This is a genomic window from Deinococcus betulae (genome assembly GCF_020166395.1).
Classification (GTDB): domain Bacteria; phylum Deinococcota; class Deinococci; order Deinococcales; family Deinococcaceae; genus Deinococcus; species Deinococcus betulae.
In genome coordinates this window covers 30,682-51,541 of sequence record NZ_JAIQXU010000025.1, presented here as the reverse complement: position 1 = coordinate 51,541, position 20,860 = coordinate 30,682, and the positions used below count along the sequence as shown (strand labels likewise).

General features: G+C 65.0%; 18 protein-coding genes. 6 read left to right on the top strand and 12 right to left on the bottom strand.

Features of this window, described 5'->3' with window-relative positions; genetic code table 11:
* Window positions 1-223 precede the first annotated feature (223 nt).
* From K7W42_RS16965 to K7W42_RS16955, 3 genes are all read right to left on the bottom strand, one after another.
* Complete coding sequence (locus K7W42_RS16965; protein WP_224576051.1) at window positions 224-1,237, bottom strand: SDR family oxidoreductase; 1,014 nt, start codon at window positions 1,235-1,237, stop codon at window positions 224-226.
* Window positions 1,238-1,499: 262 nt separating this feature from the next.
* Window positions 1,500-1,718: a hypothetical protein gene (locus K7W42_RS16960; protein WP_224576050.1), complete on the bottom strand. Its 219-nt coding sequence runs from the start codon at window positions 1,716-1,718 to the stop codon at window positions 1,500-1,502.
* Window positions 1,719-1,736: 18 nt separating this feature from the next.
* Window positions 1,737-1,883, bottom strand: coding sequence for a hypothetical protein (locus K7W42_RS16955; RefSeq protein ID WP_224576049.1), 147 nt, complete (start codon window positions 1,881-1,883; stop codon window positions 1,737-1,739).
* Window positions 1,884-2,381: 498 nt separating this feature from the next.
* On the opposite strand from K7W42_RS16955, the gene K7W42_RS16950 reads away from it, so the two are divergent.
* Together K7W42_RS16950 and polA are read left to right on the top strand one after the other, a co-directional pair.
* Entirely contained in the window at window positions 2,382-2,519 is a 138-nt protein-coding gene (locus K7W42_RS16950; RefSeq protein ID WP_157459290.1) for a hypothetical protein, read from the top strand.
* Between the two features lie 247 nt (window positions 2,520-2,766).
* On the top strand, window positions 2,767-5,538 hold the full coding sequence (polA, locus tag K7W42_RS16945) for a DNA polymerase I (protein ID WP_224576047.1): 2,772 nt from the start codon (window positions 2,767-2,769) through the stop codon (window positions 5,536-5,538).
* A 195-nt stretch (window positions 5,539-5,733) separates the two neighbouring features.
* On the opposite strand, the gene K7W42_RS16940 is transcribed toward polA, so the two are convergent.
* The 7 genes from K7W42_RS16940 to K7W42_RS16910 all read right to left on the bottom strand — a co-directional run bounded on the left by K7W42_RS16940 (window position 5,734) and on the right by K7W42_RS16910 (window position 11,535).
* Window positions 5,734-6,003 (bottom strand): thioredoxin, encoded by a 270-nt coding sequence (locus tag K7W42_RS16940; protein WP_224576045.1) that lies wholly within the window; start codon window positions 6,001-6,003, stop codon window positions 5,734-5,736.
* Window positions 5,993-6,988, bottom strand: a complete 996-nt coding sequence (locus K7W42_RS16935; RefSeq protein WP_224576043.1) for a ribonucleotide-diphosphate reductase subunit beta — start codon at window positions 6,986-6,988, stop codon at window positions 5,993-5,995. Before K7W42_RS16935 ends, K7W42_RS16940 begins: the two co-directional genes overlap by 11 nt.
* 69 nt (window positions 6,989-7,057) lie before the next feature.
* Window positions 7,058-9,145 (bottom strand): class 1b ribonucleoside-diphosphate reductase subunit alpha, encoded by a 2,088-nt coding sequence (gene nrdE, locus K7W42_RS16930; protein ID WP_224576040.1) that lies wholly within the window; start codon window positions 9,143-9,145, stop codon window positions 7,058-7,060.
* Window positions 9,124-9,540 carry a class Ib ribonucleoside-diphosphate reductase assembly flavoprotein NrdI gene (gene nrdI / locus K7W42_RS16925; protein WP_224576038.1) on the bottom strand — a complete coding sequence of 139 codons (417 nt, stop codon included), beginning with the start codon at window positions 9,538-9,540 and terminating at the stop codon, window positions 9,124-9,126. The genes nrdE and nrdI overlap by 22 nt, the downstream gene beginning before the upstream one ends.
* Window positions 9,524-9,973 carry an acyl-CoA thioesterase gene (locus K7W42_RS16920; RefSeq protein WP_224576035.1) on the bottom strand — a complete coding sequence of 150 codons (450 nt, stop codon included), beginning with the start codon at window positions 9,971-9,973 and terminating at the stop codon, window positions 9,524-9,526. Before K7W42_RS16920 ends, nrdI begins: the two co-directional genes overlap by 17 nt.
* Window positions 9,974-10,362: 389 nt before the next feature.
* Complete coding sequence (locus tag K7W42_RS16915; protein ID WP_224576032.1) at window positions 10,363-10,692, bottom strand: cyclic-di-AMP receptor; 330 nt, start codon at window positions 10,690-10,692, stop codon at window positions 10,363-10,365.
* Window positions 10,693-11,022: 330 nt separating this feature from the next.
* Window positions 11,023-11,535, bottom strand: a complete 513-nt coding sequence (locus K7W42_RS16910; RefSeq protein ID WP_157459283.1) for a transcription initiation factor IIE subunit alpha family protein — start codon at window positions 11,533-11,535, stop codon at window positions 11,023-11,025.
* A 416-nt stretch (window positions 11,536-11,951) separates the two neighbouring features.
* Here K7W42_RS16910 and K7W42_RS16905 point away from each other — a divergent pair, with 416 nt between their 5' ends.
* The 3 genes from K7W42_RS16905 (at window position 11,952) to K7W42_RS16895 (ending at window position 15,137) form a co-directional block, all read left to right on the top strand.
* A complete protein-coding gene (locus K7W42_RS16905) occupies window positions 11,952-12,686 on the top strand; it encodes an ABC transporter ATP-binding protein (RefSeq protein ID WP_224576029.1) in 735 nt (244 codons plus the stop codon).
* The gene (locus K7W42_RS16900; RefSeq protein ID WP_224576027.1) at window positions 12,676-13,956 is read left to right on the top strand and encodes an ABC transporter permease subunit; all 1,281 of its coding nucleotides are present in this window, start codon (window positions 12,676-12,678) and stop codon (window positions 13,954-13,956) included. Before K7W42_RS16905 ends, K7W42_RS16900 begins: the two co-directional genes overlap by 11 nt.
* Before the next feature lie 323 nt (window positions 13,957-14,279).
* Entirely contained in the window at window positions 14,280-15,137 is an 858-nt protein-coding gene (locus K7W42_RS16895) for a metallophosphoesterase family protein (RefSeq protein ID WP_224576024.1), read from the top strand.
* A gap of 28 nt (window positions 15,138-15,165) precedes the next feature.
* Here K7W42_RS16895 and K7W42_RS16890 read toward each other — a convergent pair whose 3' ends face one another.
* A complete protein-coding gene (locus K7W42_RS16890; protein ID WP_224576023.1) occupies window positions 15,166-16,935 on the bottom strand; it encodes a fasciclin domain-containing protein in 1,770 nt (589 codons plus the stop codon).
* Window positions 16,936-17,123: 188 nt separating this feature from the next.
* Window positions 17,124-20,357, bottom strand: a complete 3,234-nt coding sequence (locus tag K7W42_RS16885) for an FtsK/SpoIIIE family DNA translocase (protein ID WP_224576021.1) — start codon at window positions 20,355-20,357, stop codon at window positions 17,124-17,126.
* An 83-nt stretch (window positions 20,358-20,440) separates the two neighbouring features.
* On the opposite strand from K7W42_RS16885, the gene K7W42_RS16880 reads away from it, so the two are divergent.
* Window positions 20,441-20,833 carry a M67 family metallopeptidase gene (locus tag K7W42_RS16880; RefSeq protein ID WP_224576020.1) on the top strand — a complete coding sequence of 131 codons (393 nt, stop codon included), beginning with the start codon at window positions 20,441-20,443 and terminating at the stop codon, window positions 20,831-20,833.
* The last annotated feature ends 27 nt before the right edge of the window (window positions 20,834-20,860 follow it).

Genomic DNA, 20,860 nt, shown 5'->3' with positions numbered 1-20,860 from the left:
TTGCAAGGGTCCTTCATCCTTGAGCGGTTCACCCATAGAGCCGAGACGAGACCGGCCCTCTGTTGCATGGCCGGTCCCATCTTCATTGAGGACAAGCAGTCGTCTTCGCAGGTTCAGAGGATAGGGGGCAAGGGGAGGCTGAGTGCCTCTGGCTTATTTCGTGGGGTTGGCCACCCTAGTCACGGAGCAGCTACGCCGATGAGCAGAGGGGCGCCCCTTCAGCTCAAGCGCGGTGTCTGATACTCCGAACGGCCACAGCGGCCAGTCCCAGTCCCAGCAGACCCAGCCCAATTAGGCGTGAGTGCGCCGCTGCCTCGGTATACAGACTGATCTTTTGCACCATGCCCGGGTAGTCCCCACGTTCACGCAAGTTCTCGGTGGCGTGCCGCAAGATACTGGCGTTGGGCGGCAGCGCCGGCTCGTCGGTCTGCATGCCGGGAATCACGGTGGCGGCCATGCCGCGCTCGGTCAGGCCTGGCGCGAAGGTGCCCAGTGCCGCCATACCTTTGCCGCCGCCCCCCACGTACAGTTCGCGCGTAGGCGTGCTGGCGGCGTGCAGGACGGCGCGCGCCACGGTTTCTGGTGCATACACCGGCGGCACGTGCTTGGGCTTGACCGGCAGATCATTCTGGGCGTTCAGGGGAAACGGCGTGTCAATAGGCCCCGGCTTAATCAGAGTGACCACCACTGGCGCCCCGTCGTGTTCCAGTTCCATGCGCAGGGCGTCGGTAAAGGCCTTGACCGCGTGTTTGGTGGCGGCGTACCAGCCTTGCAGCGGAATAGCCTGTTCTGACACCACACTGCCCATGTTGATCAGGACGCCGCCGTGTGCTTTGAGCTGCCGCAGCGCTATGCGAGAGCCGTGCACCACACCCCACAGATTTATGTCAAACAGGCGGCGCATGTCGTCTTCCTGGGCGTCTTCCAGTTTGCCGTACATGCCTACGCCGGCATTGTTTACCCAGGTGTCAAAGCCGCCATAGGTCTCTATAGCCTGCTGCGCTACACGCTGAACATCGGCCTCCTGGCTGACATCCGCCACCACCGCCACCGCCTGCCCGCCGCCGCGGCGAATCTCCTCGACCAGGGTGTGAAGGGCTTCTGTGCTGCGCGCGGCCAGGACCAGCCGCACGCCACGGCGCGCCGCCTCACGGGCTGTGCTCAGGCCAATGCCGCTGGACGCGCCTGTAATGACCATGACCTGCTCGTTCAGAGGTTTGGGCTGGAAGGAGGACATGACCCAGTATGTGTGGGGGCGCCGGGCTGTTGACGGGTGAATGGGGTATCGCTCAAGCCCACCTACAGGCCGCCTGAAGATGGGCCCCCGAACCTAGTGGCTGGGTGAGAAGAGGGCCTCCAGAAGCGAGGCAGGAGCTGTCAATGCTCTCGGCCAGGCGCCTTGCCTAGCGGCAGAGGTACGGCCTACGATCTCAGCCAGGAGGCGATCTGTTCAGCTCTACACCGCGATCTGAAGACCCACAGTCTTGCTGCGCGCCGTGTTAAGACGGCCGGAAGTAGCACACGTCCGTCTTGCCGTCCTTGGTCTTGATGCAGTCCATATATTCTTCGTCTTCCAGAGGCTTGCCTTTCAAAATGCTGAAGAAGGTGGCGTCTCGGCGGTAAGTCAGGGCGACCTTGCCGTCCAGTGTCGGCGGCAGGTCAGGACGACTGTTCGGGAATTCAATGGCGTGGTCGCGTGTTCCGAAGGTCAGGCTCATGTACTGGGCGCCGGCACCTTACCCCGTGCCGATCACGCAGGGAGCGCGCTGCGTCACCTTGCCGCTGACAAACACATAGCAGATGCCCAATTGGTCTGGATAAGGCCGGGCCTGAACAGTGGCCACCAGAGTCAGCAAGGTCAGTGTGGCAACAAACACTTTCATCGGGCACTCCTTGGGAGGAAAGGCTTGGAACAGGTGAGTTGCCCCCCTACCTTAGCGGCGCTGGCTTGATAGGGGTGACAAGGGTTGCCTAATGCACGGGTAAGGGATGGAAGGCCAAAGGTGGCTCAGAACCGACTCTTTCTAGAGAGGGCGAAGATTGAGCCTGCGTTTAATTCCCCTCCCCTTGGAGTTATTGGCCAGACACTCTGCTGATAAAAAAGAGCTTCATGCGCTATTTTGAATGCTTCAATAACTAAAGCAGACATACGCAATCCTGAGGCCGGGCTCACGTTGGGTGCCTAGGCTACAGATACCCACAATTCAAACCGACCGGGTGAAGTCGGTGAAGGGCCACCCCGCCCCGTGCGGGGTCTTTTCTGGCTGTCGGCCGAACATGGGCGTTCTCTCAGGGTTGACTTGAGATGCGGTCAAGAAGCTGTAACTGCCTCTTGAGGGTCGCGTCATGGAGCCTGAGCAGAAGGCTCGCACACTAAGCCTATGAATCTTCTGCTGTTCATGGCGGCCCTGACCATCCTGGTCATGCTGATTGCCTTTATGGCGCTGACGCATGAAGACCGCGCCCTGATGCGCGAGCAGGAAGACCTTCCACTGCGCGGCCTGCAGGCCGGTGATTAAAACTCCTGTCCCACCACGCACGCCGCCCTGGCCTCACCCTCGGCGGCGTTTGCATGGAACAGCCTGAAAGACACGTTTTTTCCTGGTGCTTGGCAAGGCAACTGACCAGTATCTCGTGCATCGTGTACAACATTCAGCTCACGCCGAGGTCCTAGGTCGTCTTGGGGAAAAGCGTCGGTATTCACTAAAGCTCCATGCCGTACTGCACGCGGCCCACGCCTATTACGCTCACAGTAGAATGGTCGGTATGACTGCCGCTGCTCCCGACACGCTGGTGCTGATTGACGGGCACGCTCTGGCGTTCCGCTCGTATTTCGCGCTGCCGCCCCTGTCCAACAGTGGGGGCGAAATGACCAACGCCATCGTGGGGTTCTTGCGCCTGACATTGCGGCTGGCCCGGCAGAAAAGCAATCAGGTGGTCGTGGTGTTCGACCCGCCCGTCAAGACGTTCCGCCACGAGCAGTTTGATGGGTATAAATCTGGCCGTGCCCAGACACCTGCTGACTTGCCGGGGCAGATTAACCGCATCCGGGAACTGGTGGACGCCATTGGTCTGCCGCGTCTGGAAGAGCCGGGCTATGAGGCCGATGACGTGATTGCCTCGCTGACCCGCAAGGCCGAGGGCACCGGGATGCAGGTGCGCATTGTGACGAGCGACCGCGACGCCTATCAGCTGCTGGACGACCACGTCAAGGTGATTACCAACGACTTCAAGCTGATTGGCCCGGCCGAGGTGCTGGAAAAATACGGCGTGACCGTGGCGCAGTGGGTGGACTACCGCGCCCTGACAGGCGACGCCAGCGACAACATTCCCGGCGCCAAAGGCATTGGCCCCAAGACGGCGTCCAAGCTGCTTCAGGAGTACGGCACCCTGGAGGGCATCTATGCCGCCGCCAAAGCGGGGACCCTGAAGCCTGACGGCACCCGCCAGAAGCTATTGGACTCTGAGGAAGCCGTGCAGTTCAGTCATCAGCTCTCGTGTATGGTCACCACTCTGCCCCTGGATGTCGAACTGGGCGCAGGCCGCCTGCCCGGCGATCCAGCGCGGCTGGAAGAACTCCTGAGCGAGCTGGAACTGCATTCGGTGCGCCGTGACCTACTGGCCCTGGACGGCCGCGAGGCGGCGCTGCCCGACAGCGTGCACGACGCCCAGCACCGCGCCGCCCCGGCGGAGGGAACGCCCGCAGAGGAGAGCGCCGCGCCGGCGGTGCAGGTGACCCAGGCCGAGTGGCGTACCCCACGCGGCGGCGTGGTGTGGGGCTACGTGCTGTCGCGTGAAGACGACCTGACGGCCGCCCTGGTGGGCGCCGCCACCTATGAGCAGGCGCACGGGCAGGCCACCGTGCGCGTGGCCCCCACCCAGGAGCCAGCCGAATGGGGACAGACGGAGGCCGCCGCGCCACCAACCGGCCTGTTTGACGACCCAGACACGGCGCCGGTCCCCCTGACCAAAGCCCAACAGAAGGCGGCCGACAAAATCCAGAAAGACGCCGAAAAGGCGGCGGCCAAGCTGCGCCAGCAGTTCCCGGCCACTGTGGACGAGGCTGAGTTCGTGGGTCAGCGCCGCGTGACGGCCGCTGGGGCCAAAGCGCTGGCCACCCACCTGAGTGTGCGGGGCCTTCAGGTAGAGCCGGGAGACGACCCGCAACTCATGGCCTACCTGCTGGACCCCGCCAACACCACCATGAGCGCGGTGTGCAGCCGCTACCTGAATGTCCCCTGGCCCGACGACGCGGCCGGACGCGCGGCTCTGACGGCGCAGCTGCTGGACCTGCTGCCCCCACAGTTGGACGCGGCGCGGCGCGAGCTTTACAACGGGATGGAAGTGCCCATGTCCAGTGTGCTGGCGCAGATGGAAGTGCGCGGCGTGCGGCTGGATGCCGACTATCTGCGTGGGCTGTCGGCGTCGACCGGGGCGCGTCTGGCCACCCTGGAGGCGCAGATTCATTCGTTGGCTGGGCGCGAGTTCCAGATTCGCAGCCGGGACCAGCTGGAAGCGGTGCTCTACGACGAACTGGGGCTGGCGAGTGGGAAGAAAACCAAGCTGACCGGCAAGCGCTCCACCGCCGTCGCTACCCTGGAGCCACTGCGCGAGGAACACCCCATCATTCCGGCCCTGCTGGAATACCGCGAGCTAGAAAAGCTGCGCGGCACCTACCTGGACCCGCTGCCCAGTCTGGTGAACCCCAGGACCGGGCGCCTCCACACTACTTTTGCGCAGGGCGCCGTGGCCACGGGCCGCCTGAGCAGCCTGAACCCCAACCTGCAGAACATCCCCATTCGCAGCGAAACCGGGCGCGAGATTCGCAAGGGCTTTATCGCTGATCCTGGCTACTGCCTGATCAGCGCCGATTACTCGCAAATCGAGCTGCGGCTGCTGGCCCACATCGCCGATGACCCCCTGATGCAGCAGGCGTTTCAGGAAGGGGCTGACATTCACCGCCGCACCGCCTCGCAGGTGCTGGGGCTGGATGAGGCAACCGTCACGCCCAATCAGCGCCGCGCCGCCAAGACCGTGAACTTTGGCGTGCTATACGGCATGAGCGCCCACCGTCTGAGCAACGACCTGGGCATTCCCTACGCCGACGCTGCCGGCTTTATCGAGACGTACTTTGCGACCTATCCCGGCATTCGCGGCTACATTGACCGCACGCTGGAGTTTGGCCGCCAGCAAGGCTACGTGGAAACGCTGTATGGCCGCCGCCGCTACGTCCCGGAATTGACCGCCACCAACCGCACGCTGCGCGAGGCGGGCGAGCGGCTGGCGTACAACATGCCCATTCAGGGGACGGCCGCCGACATCATCAAACTTGCCATGATTCGTCTGGAACAGAAGCTAGAGGGAACGGGCGCCCGCCTGCTGCTGCAGGTGCACGACGAACTGCTGCTGGAAGCGCCGGGGGGCAAGGCCGAACAGATTGCCGACCTCGTGAAGACCATCATGGAGGGGGCCGTGCAGCTGAAGGTGCCGCTGGCGGTGGAAGTCGGCGTGGGCCCCAACTGGTACGACACGAAATAGGGAAGTGGGGCGTGGGGAGTAGGAAGTGGGAACGGCAGCCGAACGCTGTTCCCACTTTTTTATACGGCCTCCGATTAAATCGGGCATTCCGCTCGATTTAATCCGAGCGGAGCGAGCAGGAGAAGATATGAATTCTGCAATATGGAGGTGCAGATGGTGCCCTCCCGGTTGTGCCGTAATAAAGTGAAATCCTTATCAGCCCTGCTGTAGAAATGCCTTCACAGCGCCCAGCCCGCCGGTGTCCAGCAGGAGTTTTCCACTGGGGCGGTGAAGCAGGGCCGGCGTGCGGCTGAGGTGATACGTCTCCGCCAGGGTCTCAAACTGTTCGGGCTGCTCCTGCCGGTGCACGACCTCAATCTGGTCGTCAAAGGCGCCGCGCAGGGGCAGGGCCAGCATCCGCTTGAGGGTTTCGCATTGGGGACAGGCCGCCTGGGTGAAGAGGACGAAGGGCGGCTCAGTGGACACCGGCAACCTCCTGCGGCCACAGTTCGGCAAAGTCCTCGTCCTGCAAGGGCTCGACGTTCAGCTTGGCGTAGCTGCTGCCCTTGGCACTGAAGAAGTCGTGGGTGGTGCCGCGCGAGCGAATGCCGTTCAGGACCACGGGATTGACATCCTCGTCCTTAAAACGGCGCGGGAGGGCGAGGTTGTCGGCCAGCACGTTGAAATTAAAGCGGATAAAGCGGCCCACATCGCCGGTCAGACCAACGCCACCATAGAGGACTTCGGTGTAAGCCAGTTCGTTGGCATACAGGGTGTCTAGCGCCGCCTCGTACCAGGCCACCGCCTCGGCCTGCTGGGCGTCGGTCAGGACGGCAAAGCGTTCCTGAGCCAGCAGCGCCACGTAGACGCCGTGCACCGCTTCGTCCAAAATAATCAGGTTAAAAATCTCGCCTGCCGACACCATGCGGCCCTGCCCAGCCAACAGCAGCGGATAGTAGAAGCCGCTGTAAAACAGCGCCGTTTCCAGCATGCAGGACACGACCATCTTGCGCCATAGCCCAAAGTCGCTCTCATCAGGGTCGGCAAACACATCCTGAATGAAAGCGATCTTGAATTGCAGCTGCGGCTGCGCTTCCACCCAGGTGAACACCGCGCGCTCCTCCAAGGTTGTTAGGAACGTCTTATTCATCAGGCTGTAGGAGCGGGCGTGAATATCTTCCATCATTCCCTGAAACTGCAGCGTGGCCTTGCGGATGTGGCCCGGCACCAGCCCCCGCAGGGCCGGCATCCCCACTTCGCCCTGCAAGGTGTCCAGCGCGTTCAGGCCCGCCGAAGCGTGCATGTAGGTCCAGCGCTCGGTGTCGCTGAGCGCCTTCCACGCCAGGGCGTCGTTGCTCAGCGGGATTTCCTCGGGAAACCACAGCTGAGAGGTGTATTTCTCGTAGAACGTCACCGAAAAACTGTCTTCGGGTTCGCTCCAGTTGGTGGCGGTAAAGGGGGTGCGGGACATGCGGGGCCTCTGGGGATGTGGATTGTAGGTGGCGAAGGGTAGAAAGTGGCGTGCCTCTGAGCCGCCGTCTTACACCGCGCAGTTCAGGCAGTCTTCGATGCTGACTTTCTTCAGGCGGGTGTAGTACAGGGTTTTCAGGCCGCGCGCATAGGCATACAGGTAATAGCGCTGAAGGCTCCGGGTGGTGGCGTTACTGGGCACGAACAGCGTGCAGGAAATCCCCTGATCCACATGCTTTTGGGCCGTTGCCACGGTGTCCAGCACGCGGCGCTGGTCCATGTCGTAGGCTTCCTCGTAAAACCATTCGGTGCGTTCATCCAGGTGCGGCATGGGGTAGACCGTGCGGGCCTTGTTGCTGGTGCGCGTTTCTACCCGTTCGGTAATCGGCATGATGCTGGCCGAGGCGTGCGAGACGTAGCTGATGGACCCAGTGGGCGCAACCGCCATGACAAAGGAGTGCGCCAGGCCGTGCGTCTGGATCTCAGCCACAAGCGCCTGCCAGTCCTCGCGAGTGGGCAGGTGGTGCCCTTCAAACAGGGCCGCTACCTCAGGCGTGCGCGGCAGGAAGTCCTGCGTCAGATACTGGGCAAAGTGCTCGCCACTCTGATAGCGGCTCCCCTCAAAGCCCCGGAACACGAAGCCGGTGTCGCGGGCCAGTTCCATGCTGGCGCGGCGGGCATGGTAGTGCACCGCCGCAAAGTACACGTCCACGAATTCCAGCGCCTCGGGGCTGCCGTAAATCAGTTCGTTCTTCGCCAGGAAGGAATGCAGGCCCATGGCGCCCAGGCCGATGCTCCGCATCTCCTCGTTGGCGCGCTTGACGGCAGGGACCTCGTGAATGCTAGTGGAGCGCGCCACGTTGTCCAGCAGCTTGACGGCGGCGTGCACCACGCGGCCCAGGTCACCGCTCCCCAGACTCTGCTCAATAACCAGCGAGGCGAGGTTGCAGCTTACGTCCAGGCCCACCTCGTCGCGGTGCTCCTGCCCGTAAGCGTGGAAGGTGCTGGGGAGTGTGGGCTGCAAAATCTCGGAGCAGAGGTTGCTCATCTTGATGCTGCCCACGTTGGGGATGGGGTTGACGCGGTTGGCATTGCCTTCGAACAGCAGGTACGGATAGCCGCTCTCGCCCTGCGTAATCGCAATTTCTTCTAGGATGCGCCGCGCCGACACGCGCTTTTTGCGGATGGCCGGGTTGGCGGCCAATGCCTCGTACTCGCGCGTCCAGTCAATAGAAGTAAATTCGCGCCCAGTCTCCTGATACAGCGAGTGTGGGTAGAACTGGTAGATGTCCTCGCCCGCACGGGCCTTCTTCATGAAGATGTCCGGCACCGTGGCGCCCACCGACAGGGTCTTGAGACGCGCGTCCTCGTCGGTGGCAATCTTTTTGGCACTCAGAGTATCTAGAAAGTCGGCGTGCATGACTGAGAGGTAGATGGCGCCAGCGCCGGGACGCTGGCCGGCCTGGTCGGCGTAGCGCAGCATGTTGTCCAGCATCTTCGCCACGCCCATCACGCCCTTGGTCACGTTCTGAATACCGCGCAGCGACTCGCCGCGCGCCCGCAGGTTGCTGACTTCCACGCCAATGCCGCCGCCGCCCTTGCTCAGCTCGGCCACAAAGGAGAGCGTCTTGGTAATCGAGTCCAGATTGTCGGTGCAGTCCTGCAGCAAAAAGCAGCTCACCAGGCGTCCCGTGTTCGCCTTGCCCGAATTCATCAGGGTGGGTGTAGCAGGCGTAAAGGTCTGGCGCACCAGATGCTCCACCAGTTCCAGGGCGTCCTGGGCAGTTTCACTGCGGGCCAGGGCGGTCACACTCAGGCGGTCCTCGTAGCGCTCCAGCCAGGCCTTTCGGTCGGGCGTCATGGTGGCGTACTCAGAGTAGAACTTGTAAGCGCCCATAAAAGACCGGAAGCGGAAGTTCAGGCTCTCGGCGCGGGTAAAAACCGCTTCCACCTCGGCCGGCGTGTAACGCGCAAAAACTTCTGGGTCCCACACGCCCCGCGTGATCAGGGCCTCAATCTTGGCGGCCAGGCTGGGAAAGGTCAGGGTGTTGGGGCCGACCTTTTGTTCCAGGTAGGCGCTCAGGGCCGCCTGGTCGTGGCTGGTGTCGGCGGCCGTGCCGGACAGCACGCGGTTGTTCAGTTCAATCCAGGGGTCCATGTGGGTGTCCTTTGGGGGTGGGGGAGGGGCGCCGCAGCGGCGCGCAGCCAGGTCAGCACCTGCTCGCGGTCGGCGGCAGTGCCGCTCTTGTTGATCTGGGCGACCAGCGGTACTCGATATTCGGCGGCGATCAGGGCGCCGGCCCGGGCAAAATTGGCGCCCCAGTGGTAACTGCCGCTGGAGACCACGCCGCACAGGCCACTGCTGTGGCGTCGCAGAAACGCCTGTGTGCTGGCGGGCACCTCTCCCTGTCCGAAGGTGTAGGTCAGCAGCAGATAGGGCTCCTGCGGCCTGGCCTCCTGCACCCCCTGCACAGTCAGGCCGCCGGCCGCCTGCGCCACGGCCTGCGCGAAGCGGCGCACGTTGCCCGTCAGCGAATCAACGACCAGCTGCATGGGCGGCCTCCTGAGTGGTCAGGGGTGGTACGGCCACCGGCTGCCCGGCGTCGTCCAGGGCTACCAGCGTAAAAGTGCCGGTGCAGGCCAGTTCACGTCCCTCGCTGTACATGTCTTCCCGGAACAGGTTGACCAGCACAGTCATACTGGTGCGCCCCGTGCGCGTGACCTGCGCCACCAGTTCCACCAGCGACCCCTGCGGAATGGCGTGGCGAAACTCCATAGCGTCCAGGTGACGGGTGACCACCTTACGCCGGCAGTAACGGGTGGCGGCGATAAACGCTGCCGAGTCCATCAGGGCCAGGGCTTCTCCGCCAAACAGGGTGCCGTGGTGGTTGGTATCGCCGGGAAAAACGACGTGGGTAACGCGGGTTTCGCCCGTAAAGGGGCGGGAGAGGGAAGCCAGAGTAGACAGAACGACCTCGTACGGCACAGGGCAGGGACGCGGCCCCTGTGACGCAGGGCCGAACGTAAAGGGACACAGGGCGCCTCAGAACAGAGGGCAGGGAAGACCAGTGTGTGATGGACTGTTCAGAGCAGGGACCGCCTTGTGCCCCTGACGCGGGGGCCGGTAAAGAGGGCGAGGTCTCCGCGAGGCGAGCGTTCGGACTGAAACCGTGGCGCGACCGTGCCGGACTGAAGACCCCAGCTGGGGGCGTGACCGGACTTCCCTCGAGTTCCTGCGGAGTGTTGCCACCTGGCAACTGTGACGAGAGTCTACATCTTGTATCTTCCCCGGTCAAACCGGGTGTCTGAGTACAAGATCTGGACCAAAGAAGAGGGCCGCCCCACGACAGAAGGCGGCCCGGCACGCCCAGTAGCTTACACCTTTACAAATTCCTGCACGCCCATCACGAACATCACGGCGCCGCCCACCGGCACCTCGACCGGGTCATTAACCAAGCCTTCGTTCTGCTCACCCATCGGCACGCTGGGGGCCACCAGACGGGTGCGGGTGCGGCAGGTCCGCTGCACATGCCGCTTGAGTTCGTCCAGGCGCGCGTCGTCCACGCCAATCATCAGGGTGGTGTTGCCTTCCCGCAGAAAGCCGCCGGTGCTGGCCAGTTTCGTGACCTCAAAGGCGTTTTGCGACAGCACACGCACCAGCGCGGTGGCGTCGGCATCCTGAATCACAGCCAGCACAAGCTTCATGCCCCGCAGAATACCAGACGGTTTCTCAGTCGCCCGTCAGGTGCCGGTCAGCCAGTAGAGAGAGGCGTGAGCGGGCTGAGTCTCAGCTTACTTGAGCTGAAAGTGTCTTCAGATCTACCGTTGACCCAGACGAAGGATGTTCGGGCAGGAAGCAGGTAGGCGTGGCCGTGAGCTGGCTCATAGAGGTATTCCAGACATCAGGTTCTGTCAGCAGCGGCCACTGCAGCAACTGAGCAACTCCGCAACGTGCCATAAGAAGACCGGTTAGAACCGTGCTCATCCCAGCCAACAAAAAACCCCCGCCGGAGCAGGGGTCAGCAGACAGGCAGCTTAAGCGACGTTCTTCTTGCGGCCAGTGGCGACCTTCTCGGGGGCTGCGCCTTCCTGACCCAGCGCCTGCGTTTCTTTCAGGCGGAAGATCACCAGGCTGCCCACAAAGGTGCAGGTGATCATGCCGTGGGCGTTCAGCAGGCTCAGGGCCGCCATCACGTCTTCACGGGTCATGCGCAGCTGATCGCTCATGTACAGGGCGCTGTCGGCGCGGCCTTCCAGGTAATCGCGCACCTTCTTGGCGTCGTTCGTCAGGGGCGTGGCCGGCACGTCGGCCAGGCCAGGGTCAGCTAGGCCGTAGACCGCGCGGGTGCCGGTGCCGGGGAGACGGCGCACGCGGCCCTGGTCGAGCAGGCTGGCCAGCGCGGCGCGCAGGTGCGACAGGGCCAGACTGGTGGTCTTGGCCAGTTCGGTCTCAACCCATTCGGGTTTACTTTCCAGGGCGCGCAGCACCAGCTTCTCGTTGGCGCGGCGGGTTTCTTGCAGGTCTTCCAGGGTAGGGGGGTTAAACATGAACAGCCTCCGGATGTGCTGCGCCCCCGCAGAGGGCGCGCAGAAAAAGCGCGGGGTGATGAAGTCGTTTCGGCCCAGAGCCCAGGGAGGACTTCAGAGCAGAGAACCAATGAAACTGGAAAAAATGGACGGCGTCCAACGAAAGCCAGCGGGATGCGCCTGGCAGCGCAACTTTCCTATTGTTACAGATTTTCTCTCATCTTGCATGAGGCGCGGGGGACTTGCTTTTCAAGGCCGTCCTATGAAGCGGAACGAGGCACTGAGAGACTTCTAGACGGCGTCAGCGGGCTCACACCGTTCTCATCTAAAAGATGGTTTGGAATCGCGTTGCACGGTCCTCAACCAACGGTGCAACTTTCACGGTTCGCATCCCGTAGCCTCTTGACACGGCACACCACTGCCTTGCCAGGAGGCCCATGCTCAATATTCAGACCGTTACCAAAAGCTACGGCACATTCAAGGCGCTGCGCGGCGTCTCTCTGCAGGCGCAGGGCGGCGAGGTCTTTGGGCTGCTGGGCCCCAACGGGGCTGGCAAAACCACGCTGTTGCGAATCCTGGCCACCCTGCTGCGGCCCGACAGCGGCGCCGTGACGCTGGCCGGCCACGATATTCAGGCGGACCCCGAAGCGGTCAGGCGCTCGGTTGGCGTGGTGAACGGCGGCATGGGCCTCCCTGCGCGCCTCACCGGGCGCGAGGTGCTGCGCTCGTTTGCCGTGCTGTACGGCCTGAGCCGTGCCCAGGCCGACGCGCGCATCGCCGAATTGGATGACCGGCTGGAACTGGGCCGCACGCTGGACACCCGCGCCGGGGACTACTCCACCGGCATGAAGCAGAAGGTGGTCATTGCCCGCGCTGTGCTCCATGACCCGCCCGTGCTGGTGCTGGACGAGGCGGCCAGTGGCCTGGATATCTTTGCGCGGCGCACCCTGCTGGACTTCGTGCAGGCCACCCGTGCGCCGGGGCGACTGACGGTGTATTCCACCCACGTCATGAGTGAGGTTGAGGAGGTCTGTGACCGCGTGGCCATTCTGCATGAGGGCGCCCTGGTGACCGTGGGCCGACAGGCAGACATTCTGGCGGCGACGGGCGAACGCAGCCTGGAGCGCGCCTTCTTTGCGCTGGTGCGGCCAGAGGTGAGCCGTGCGCGCTAAGGCAGCCTCGGGGAAGGGGCTCCGCCCGGCGCTCGTGTGGCAAGTGGCAGCCCGCGACCTGCTGGCGACTCTGCGCGACCGCCGCACCCTGAATGCCACCATCTTTATGCCCCTGCTGCTTATTCCGCTGCTGACGCTGGGCCTGCCCCTCCTGATGGGCAGCTTGCTGGGCGGGCAGCAGCAAGAGCGGCAGACTGTCGGGGTGAGTGGGCCTTTGCCAGCGGCGTTGCGCGCGGCCCTGGAGCGGGACGAGACGCTGCCAGGGGGCGTGGTGGTGCGGGCTGGCGTGAAGTTGCAGACCGTGTCTGACGCTCTGAAAGCCGTGCAGGACGGCACGGTGGACGCCGCCGTGCGCGCCGATGGGCCGCTGCCCCAGCGGGCGGGCGACGGCACCGGCACCCTGGAACTGTATGCCAAGCTGGGGAACCTGCGTGCCCAGGCCGGCGCTTACAGCAAGGTGTCCGACGTGGTGGAAGGTTACAACCGCACGCTGGCCGTCGAGCGCCTGGGGACGCTGGGGCTGGACGAGACCGCTCTGGCCCCCATCACCCTGAAACCGGTGGACGCCAGCACCACGCAGGAGCAGCGCAGCGGCCAGCTGGCCTTCCTGATTCCCATGCTGATGGTGCAGTTCATTCTGTCTGGGGCGATGGCTACTGCCCTGGACGCCACCGCCGGGGAAAAGGAGCGCGGCACTCTGGAAAGTCTGCTGGTCTCGCCTGTGCGCCGCGCCGAGGTGGTCGCTGGGAAGTTGCTGGCCACGACCCTCACAGCCCTGACCAGTGCGGCGTTTAGCGTGGTGGGCTTCCTGGTCAGTAGCTTGGCCATGCGCGCCTGGCTGAGTGGGCAGCCGGACAGCGTGGTGCCGATGGTGCAGGCGCTGGGCGGGCAGCTGAGCCTGAGCCTGGGCAGCGTGCTGGCGCTGCTGGGGGTGGCTGCCAGTGCGGCCCTGGTGGTCAGTGCTCTGCTGATGGCGCTGGGCATCTACGCCCGCTCATTCAAGGAGGCCCAGACCTACGCAGCGCCCATCACCCTGCTGCTGGTGCTGCCGGCCATCCTCCTGCAATTTGCCGATTTTTTGCAGGTGGGGCTGGGGGTGTACGCCATTCCGGTCATTGGCGGTCAGGTGGCCATTCTGGAGATGGTGCGCGGCGCCCCTCAATCTCTGCATGTCCTGCTGGCTATAGCAGCCAACGTAGTGGGCGCCGCTCTACTGTCCGGCGTGGCTCTGCGGTCCTTTGGCCGCGAGGAAGTCATTTTCCGCAATTGACGCAGGGAGCGGTTGGGGGTAAGGCGGGGCACCGGCGGTGAGAGTCGCGGGTGCCCTGCCTCTTTGACTGGTTGAGTGAGCCTTCTGTGGGTCGAGGTTTGAACCTCTAGAACTGTCTATCGTCGCTCCTACGGCTCGTTAGAGAAATCACAGCAGAACCCTCCACCACTCTAGGCGAACGGAATGAGTCGCTGGAAGGGACAGTGGCAGCGGTGGAATTGAGGGAGAGGTTTTGACCCCTCAATGGAAGTGGCAGCCGCTGTCACACCTCCCTGAATCTGCCCCTGAGTCTACCAATAGCCTTGCCCTACAATGCGGCCCGGATGAGGGTGGCGGTTCTGGCGGATATTCACGGCAATGCCGATGCCCTGAAGGCCGTGCTGGCCGATGCCTCAGCGCAGGGCGCCGAGCGGCTGCTGGTCAACGGCGATGTGGTCAACCGTGGCCCCGACTCGGTGCAGGTGATGCAGACCCTGCTGGCGCGCCCGGATGTGCAGTTCACGCTGGGCAATCACGACGACCTGCTGCGCCTGTGGCAGGCGCGCAGCACAGCGCTACCGGCTGAGTGGTTGTCTGACCCCTTCTGGGGAGCCACCGACTGGAGTGCCCAGCAACTGGCCCAGGCTGGCCTGCTGGACATCCCAGCCATCTGGCCCATGACCCTGACGCTGGACGAACCAGGGGCCGGGCGGGTGCTGGTGGCCCACGGCACCGCCGACCACTACCGCGAAAGCCTGAGCGAGCACACTGCGCCGGAACGGGTGCGTGCCCTCAGTCGGGATGCGGCCGGCGGCCCTTACGACGTGCTGGTAGGCTCACATATTCACCGGCCGGTTCACACAGTGGTGGCAGAGACGCTGGTGCTGAATACCGGTGCAGTAGGGGCCCCGGCCAATGGCGACCCACGCGCCCAGTACCTGCTGCTGACGGCCACGGCGGGAGGCTGGGTGCCTCAGTTCCGGGCGGTGTCCTACGACCGCGCCAGGGTGCTGCGCCGCTTTGACACCTCTGGCCTGCTGCGCACCGGGCTCAGCGCCGAGATTTTCCGCGAGGAGGTGCGGACAGCCCGCAGCCTCTACACGCCCTACTGGCTGTGGACAGAAGAAACAGGGACGCCCCGGACTCCCGCCAGTTGGGCGCAGTTTCTGAGTGACAGAACCACAAAAACGGCCCCGCCTTGAAGGGCAGGGCCGCAGGACCAGTGAGGGTTTAGCGGAGGGTCGGGGGCAGCAGAACCGTGTCGATGGGGTAGACCACGCTGTTGCCTGCGTCGGCGCGGGTGCTGACCAGACCGCCGGTCACGGTGTCGCCGCTGCGGACGCCCACGCGCACGTTGCCGCCTTCTATCATCAGGTCCAGGCTGCTGCCTTCCACCGAGCGCAGCTGGAGCACATTCAGGGCGTCATCCACCACGCGGCCCGTGACCACATGGAATTGAAGCACTTGCGTCAGCTTGGCGGGGTCGGCCAGCAGGGCGTCCAGGGTCGCCTGGGGCACCTTGGCAAAGGCGTCGTTGGTGGGGGCGAAGACGGTCACGTCGCTGGCGGTCAGGCTGGTGACCAGGTTGGCGCGCTGCAGCAGGCTCAGCAGGGTGCTGAACTGGGGCTGCGACAGCACTTCGGTCAGGTTGTTGCCCGACTGCGCCGAGGCCAGGCTCAGGGGGGCCACGGTGGTGGTCGTCGTGGTTGCCGTGGTCGTGGTGGTCGTCGTCGTGGTGGCGGCCGTGTCCGTGGTGGTCGTGGTGTCTACGGTCGTTTCACCAGTAGGCGCCTGCGGCAGCACCAGGTCGGGGGGCAGCAGCACCACATTGATGGGGTAGATAAAGCCGTTGCTGGCTTCCAGGGGGCTGGCCGTGACCATCCCGGTGTTCACCATCTGCGAGCTGCCGTCCAGGCGCAGGTCGAGGCTGGCGCCCTGCTCGCTGCGCAACTGTCCGCCCTGCTCCAGCTGCTCGCCGGTCAGGCGGCCGCTGACCACGTGGTACAGCAAGACGGCTTTCAGGGTTGCGGGGTCGCTGGCAATCAGGGCCAGGGTGTCGGCGTCCACGGCCTCGAAGGCCTCGTTGGTCGGTGCAAAGACGGTGTACTCGTTGTTGATGAGTACGTCGGTCAGTTCGGCATCGCTGAGCAGATCGCGCAGGGTGCTAAAGCGCTCGTCCGTCGAAATCGCGTCGTACAGCGTGTTGCCGTCCACCACCGTCGCTGTGGTGTCGGTCGTGGCTGTGGTGTCCGTGGTGGTCTCGGTCGTAGCGGCCGTGTCGGTCGTCGTGGCCGTATCGGTGGTCGTCGTGGTGGTCGTGGTCACCGTCGCGCCGGTCACAGGCAGGGCCGGAATGCGGGTGATGTCGGTGGCGGCCGGGGCGGTGCTGGGCGCTGGGGTGGTGACTGTGGCAGCTGGCGCGGGGGCTGGTGCTGGGGTCGTGGCGGCCGGTGCCGGTGCCGGCGCGGGAGCAGGCGCCGGAGCAGTAGCCATGTCCATCGCGGGCATCAGGACGGTGTCAATAACGTGCACCACACCGTTACAGGCAGCCACATCGGCGCGGGTCACGGTGGCGTTGTCAATCATAACCTTGTTGCCCATCATGCTGACCAGGAAGCTGGAGCCCTGCAGGGTGCGGCCCGAGGACATGCCCATCACTTGCTTGGCCGTGACTTTGCCGGGCACCACGTGGTACAGCAGGATGCTGCGCAGCATGGCGGCGTCGTTCAGGGCCATCGCCAGCGTGTCGCTGGGCAGCTTGGCAAAAGCGGCGTTGGTGGGGGCAAAGACCGTGTACTGGCCGCCCCTCAGCGTCTGGCTCAGGCCAGCGGCTTCGACCGCCGTGGCCAGGGTGCTGAAGTTGGGGTCGCTCATGACAATCTGAGCGATGGTCTTGCAGGGCGCGGCGGCAGGCTGGGCCACAGGCGCGCCAGCGCCACCGGCAAGGGCGGGCGTGACAAGCATCAGGCCAAGCGTAATAAAGCTGGTTTGCTTCTTCATGGAGTTCACCTCGGGGGGAAATTTGAACTGCTAATCCGGCCCCTAATGTTCACCAAGTCGCCCCCAAAAGCAACTTTAGGAAGCTTTCAAACAAGGGACATAAATGAAAAAGGCGGCCCTGTTATGCCGCCTCTCATAGAGGGCTAATGACCTAAAGGTTTTGTTGAGATTTGTACGTGCCCCTTCGTTCAGCGGCCGAAATATTCGGGTAACTCGGCCTCGCTAATCAGAACGTCACGCGGCTTGCTGCCCTGATGCTTGCTGACAATTTTCATGGCTTCCAGCAGGTCCATGAGCTTACCGGCGCGGGCATGCCCCACCGACAGGCGGCGTTGCAGGCGGCTGACGCTGCCCTGGCCCTCTTCAATGCAAATCTGGGCGGCCTGACGCAGTAGGGGGTCGGAAAAGTCCATGTTGCTGCCGCCGGTGCTGGGCCCACTGGCTTCCACGCCGCCTTCAAAGTCGGAGCCGTAGGCCTCGACAAAGGCGTCTTCGAAGACCTGACGGCGCAACTCGTCGGCAATGCGCGCGGACTCCACCTCACTGATGTAAGGCCCCTGCAGGCGCACCGGCTTGATGAGGCCCGGCTGGTAAAACAGCATGTCGCCCATACCGGTCAGGCGCTCGGCGCCCAGGGCGTCCAGAATGGTGCGGCTGTCGTGGCTGCTGCTCACCGCAAAGGCGATGCGCGCCGGCACGTTGACTTTAATTAAGCTGGTCAGGATATCCACGCTGGGGCGCTGGGTCGCCAGGACCAGGTGCATGCCGGTGGCGCGCGCCATCTGGGCCAGGCGCATGATGGCGCTTTCCACCTCTTTAGGGCTGGTGATCATCAGGTCGGCCAGCTCGTCGATGATGATGACCAGATGCGGGAGCTCGGGTTCGCCCACCTGGCGCATCTTGGCGTTGAACTGCTCCAGGTTCTTGGCGCCCACCTGCGACATCATCTTGTAGCGGCGCTCCATGTGGGCCACAGCGCCCAGCAGCACGCCCGCCGCGTCCACGGGGTTGGTAACCACGCCGCGCACCAGATGGGGAATACCGTCGTAGGGCGTGAGCTCCACCATCTTGGGGTCAATCATCAGGAAGCGCAGCTCGGTGGGCAGGTACTTGAACAGCAGTGACGTAATCAGGGTGTTGACACACACCGACTTGCCCGAGCCGGTACTGCCCGCCACCAGCAGGTGCGGCATCTTGGCCAGGTCGCCCACCATCAGTTCGCCGTCAATGCTCTTGCCCAGGATGATGGGCAGCTTGGCGCGGGTGCTCTTGAAACTGGGGGCCGCCGCCGCCTGGTGAAAGGTCACGGGTTCGCGCTCGGCGTTGGGCACCTCCAGGCCAATCACGCTTTTGCCGGGCACCGGAGCCTCCACGCGCACGCCGCCGACGGCCAAGGCGCGAGCCAGGTCGTTGCTCAGGCCTGCAATGCGGCTGATTTTCTCGCCGGGGGCCGGCTCGATTTCGTAGCGGGTGACAGTGGGCCCTCGGGCGTAGTCCACCACGCGCGCCTGAAGATTGAAGTGCCGCAAGGTCTCGTCAATTAGGCCAGCCCGCTGCCGGGCAGAGACTTCCAGCGCCGCCAGGTTGAGTGCCGCCGCCGGCAGAGGGTCCAGCAGGGCCTCGTCCGGCCGGGCCAGGGGAAGGGCACCTTGAACGGGGCGCGGCGCATTGGCTTCGCCGGTAAAGAGGGGCAACTGGGTGGTGGGCCGGGGCGCGGCGACCTTCTCGGGGGCCGGGCTTTCCCAGGGGGTGCTGGCGGCCGGGGGCGTAGAGCTGGCTGGCGGAGCGCTGGTCGGTGGCCCGAACGGCAGGTCGTCGTCGTCCCAGTCGCCAAAAGGGTCCAGACCGTTCAGGAGGGGGTCGGGCTGGGCCTGGGGGGCCGGGGTGGGCACAGGACGGGTGACCGGTGGGGGAAGGGTGACCGTCGCCGCGTGCGGTGGGGGGCTGACCGCTGGCAGCGGGTCGGGGGCCAGCGCACTAAAGCTGGGCGCCTCCTCTAGCTCTGGCGCGGCAGTTCGGCCCGGCGGAGACCAGAGGGGCGCGGCGCCCGCTGCCTCTACGCTGCCCGCTTCAAACCCGGTGAAGTCGAAATCCAGTGTGGGCAGCGCCGCTGGCATCCCCATGGCGTCCACCCGCCGGCGGGCGTCCTCCTGGGCCTGGGCCAGAACGGCGCGCCAGCCGGCGGGGTCAAGCAAGGTGCCCTCGGGGTCCTTGTCCAGGGCACCTTCCAGCTGGGCGGCAACCTCGGTGGGGGCGCGGTCAAAGGCCGCCACCAGATCAGGCCAGCCGACATACGCAGCGGCGCGGCCCCGCCATGCCGTGAACTCGTGACTCAGGGCCGTCCAGTCCTCGGTGCGGGTGCGGTGGGCTGGCCATTCGCGGGCCAGGCCCGCCGCGTCGGCCCTGGCCAGACCTTTTTCGGCGGCCTTGCGGTCGCGTTCGAGGCGGCCTGCGCGCACAGCCAGGCGCTGGATGTCAGCCACCAGCGCGCGGCGGTAGCGTTCCAGGGCGCCGCAGGCCAGGGTGCTGGGCAGCTCGGCGCTCAGGTCATGCCGCCCGGCGCGCAGTTCGTTGGCAGTCGCCTCGGCCTGCGCGCCCGCCTCGGGCGCCTCGGCGGCCACCAGGTCACGCAGGTCGCGCGCCGCGTCACCGACAAAGGTGGTCAGCACCTCCTGCCAGCCGGTCAGGGTGCGGTCCATGTTCTTCAGCCCCGCCTCGTCCAGGGCGCGCACCTCGCGCTGGGCGTCCCTGACCTCTGCCTGAAGATCACGCAGAGGCCGGGCTTCGGGGTAGAGGCGGCGCAGGCCCTCCAGTTCGCGGGTGAGGGCCGCCAGCCCCTGCCGCGCGCCGGTGCGGGCGCGCGCCGATTCGCGGCCGTCCTGCCTCGCCTCGATAACGCCCTGTACCTGCGCCGCGCCGCCCCCCAGCAGCACACTAGCCCAGCGGAAAAATCCCTTGAGCAGCGTCAGCGGGGCCAGCCGCAGCATGATCTCGGCGCCGAGCGTCAGGGTCACGAGAGGCAGCAGCACTGACAGCAGATTGACCGCCCGGTACAGAGGCGCCATGACCTGCGCGGCCAGCGCGCCGGCCTGCCCGGGCGCAAAGACCTCGTGTAGCGCCAGTAAAGAAGCCACCACGACAGCGCCGCCCAGCACCCGGCGGGTCAGGTTGCCCAGGTCGCGGCCCAGGAAGATCAGGGTGCCGTAAGCCACGGGCACAGTGGGCAGCAGCCACGCGGCCCAGCCCAGAAAGGTGAGCAGCAGCCCGCGCGCCTGCCCCATAAACTGCGCGGACGCCGCTTCGTCCTGCGGCAGATACACCGTGACACCCAGAAAAATGCCCAGCGCAAACAGCACCAGGCCCAGCGCCTCTCCATCGAACCGACTGACCGGAGCGGCCCTTTTTGAACGAGCCTTCGCCATAGCGGGCAGTGTACCCCAAAGCGGGGCGCGCAATTGCCCGCCAGCACGGCGTTCCCGGCCCCTGACTGACCTAGAATGCCGGCGTGAGCCTCCTGCTGCCCCCAGCCCTGTACCGCGAGCTGTGGCGCCACGCCCGGCAGGAAGCCCCGCGCGAGTGCGTGGGCGCCCTGGGCGGCGTGCGCCTCCACGGAGGCTGGGAAGCCCGCACCCTCTACCCGCTGCCCAACATTGACCCGCAGCCCGAGCGGGCGTATCTGGCCGATCCCGGTCACCTGCTGCGTGCGCTGCGCGCCATGGACGCCGAGGGCCTGGAACTCGTGGGGCTCTATCACAGCCATCCGCGCGGCCCGGCGCGGCCCAGCCTGAGTGACCAAGCGCTGGCCGCCTATCCCGTGCCCTACCTGATTGCCGATGTGGCGGGGGGGACCCTGCGGGCGTACCGGCTGCCGGGTGGGGAAGAGGTGGAGATTGGGTAGCGGGCAGCGGTGCGCGGCAACAACGGC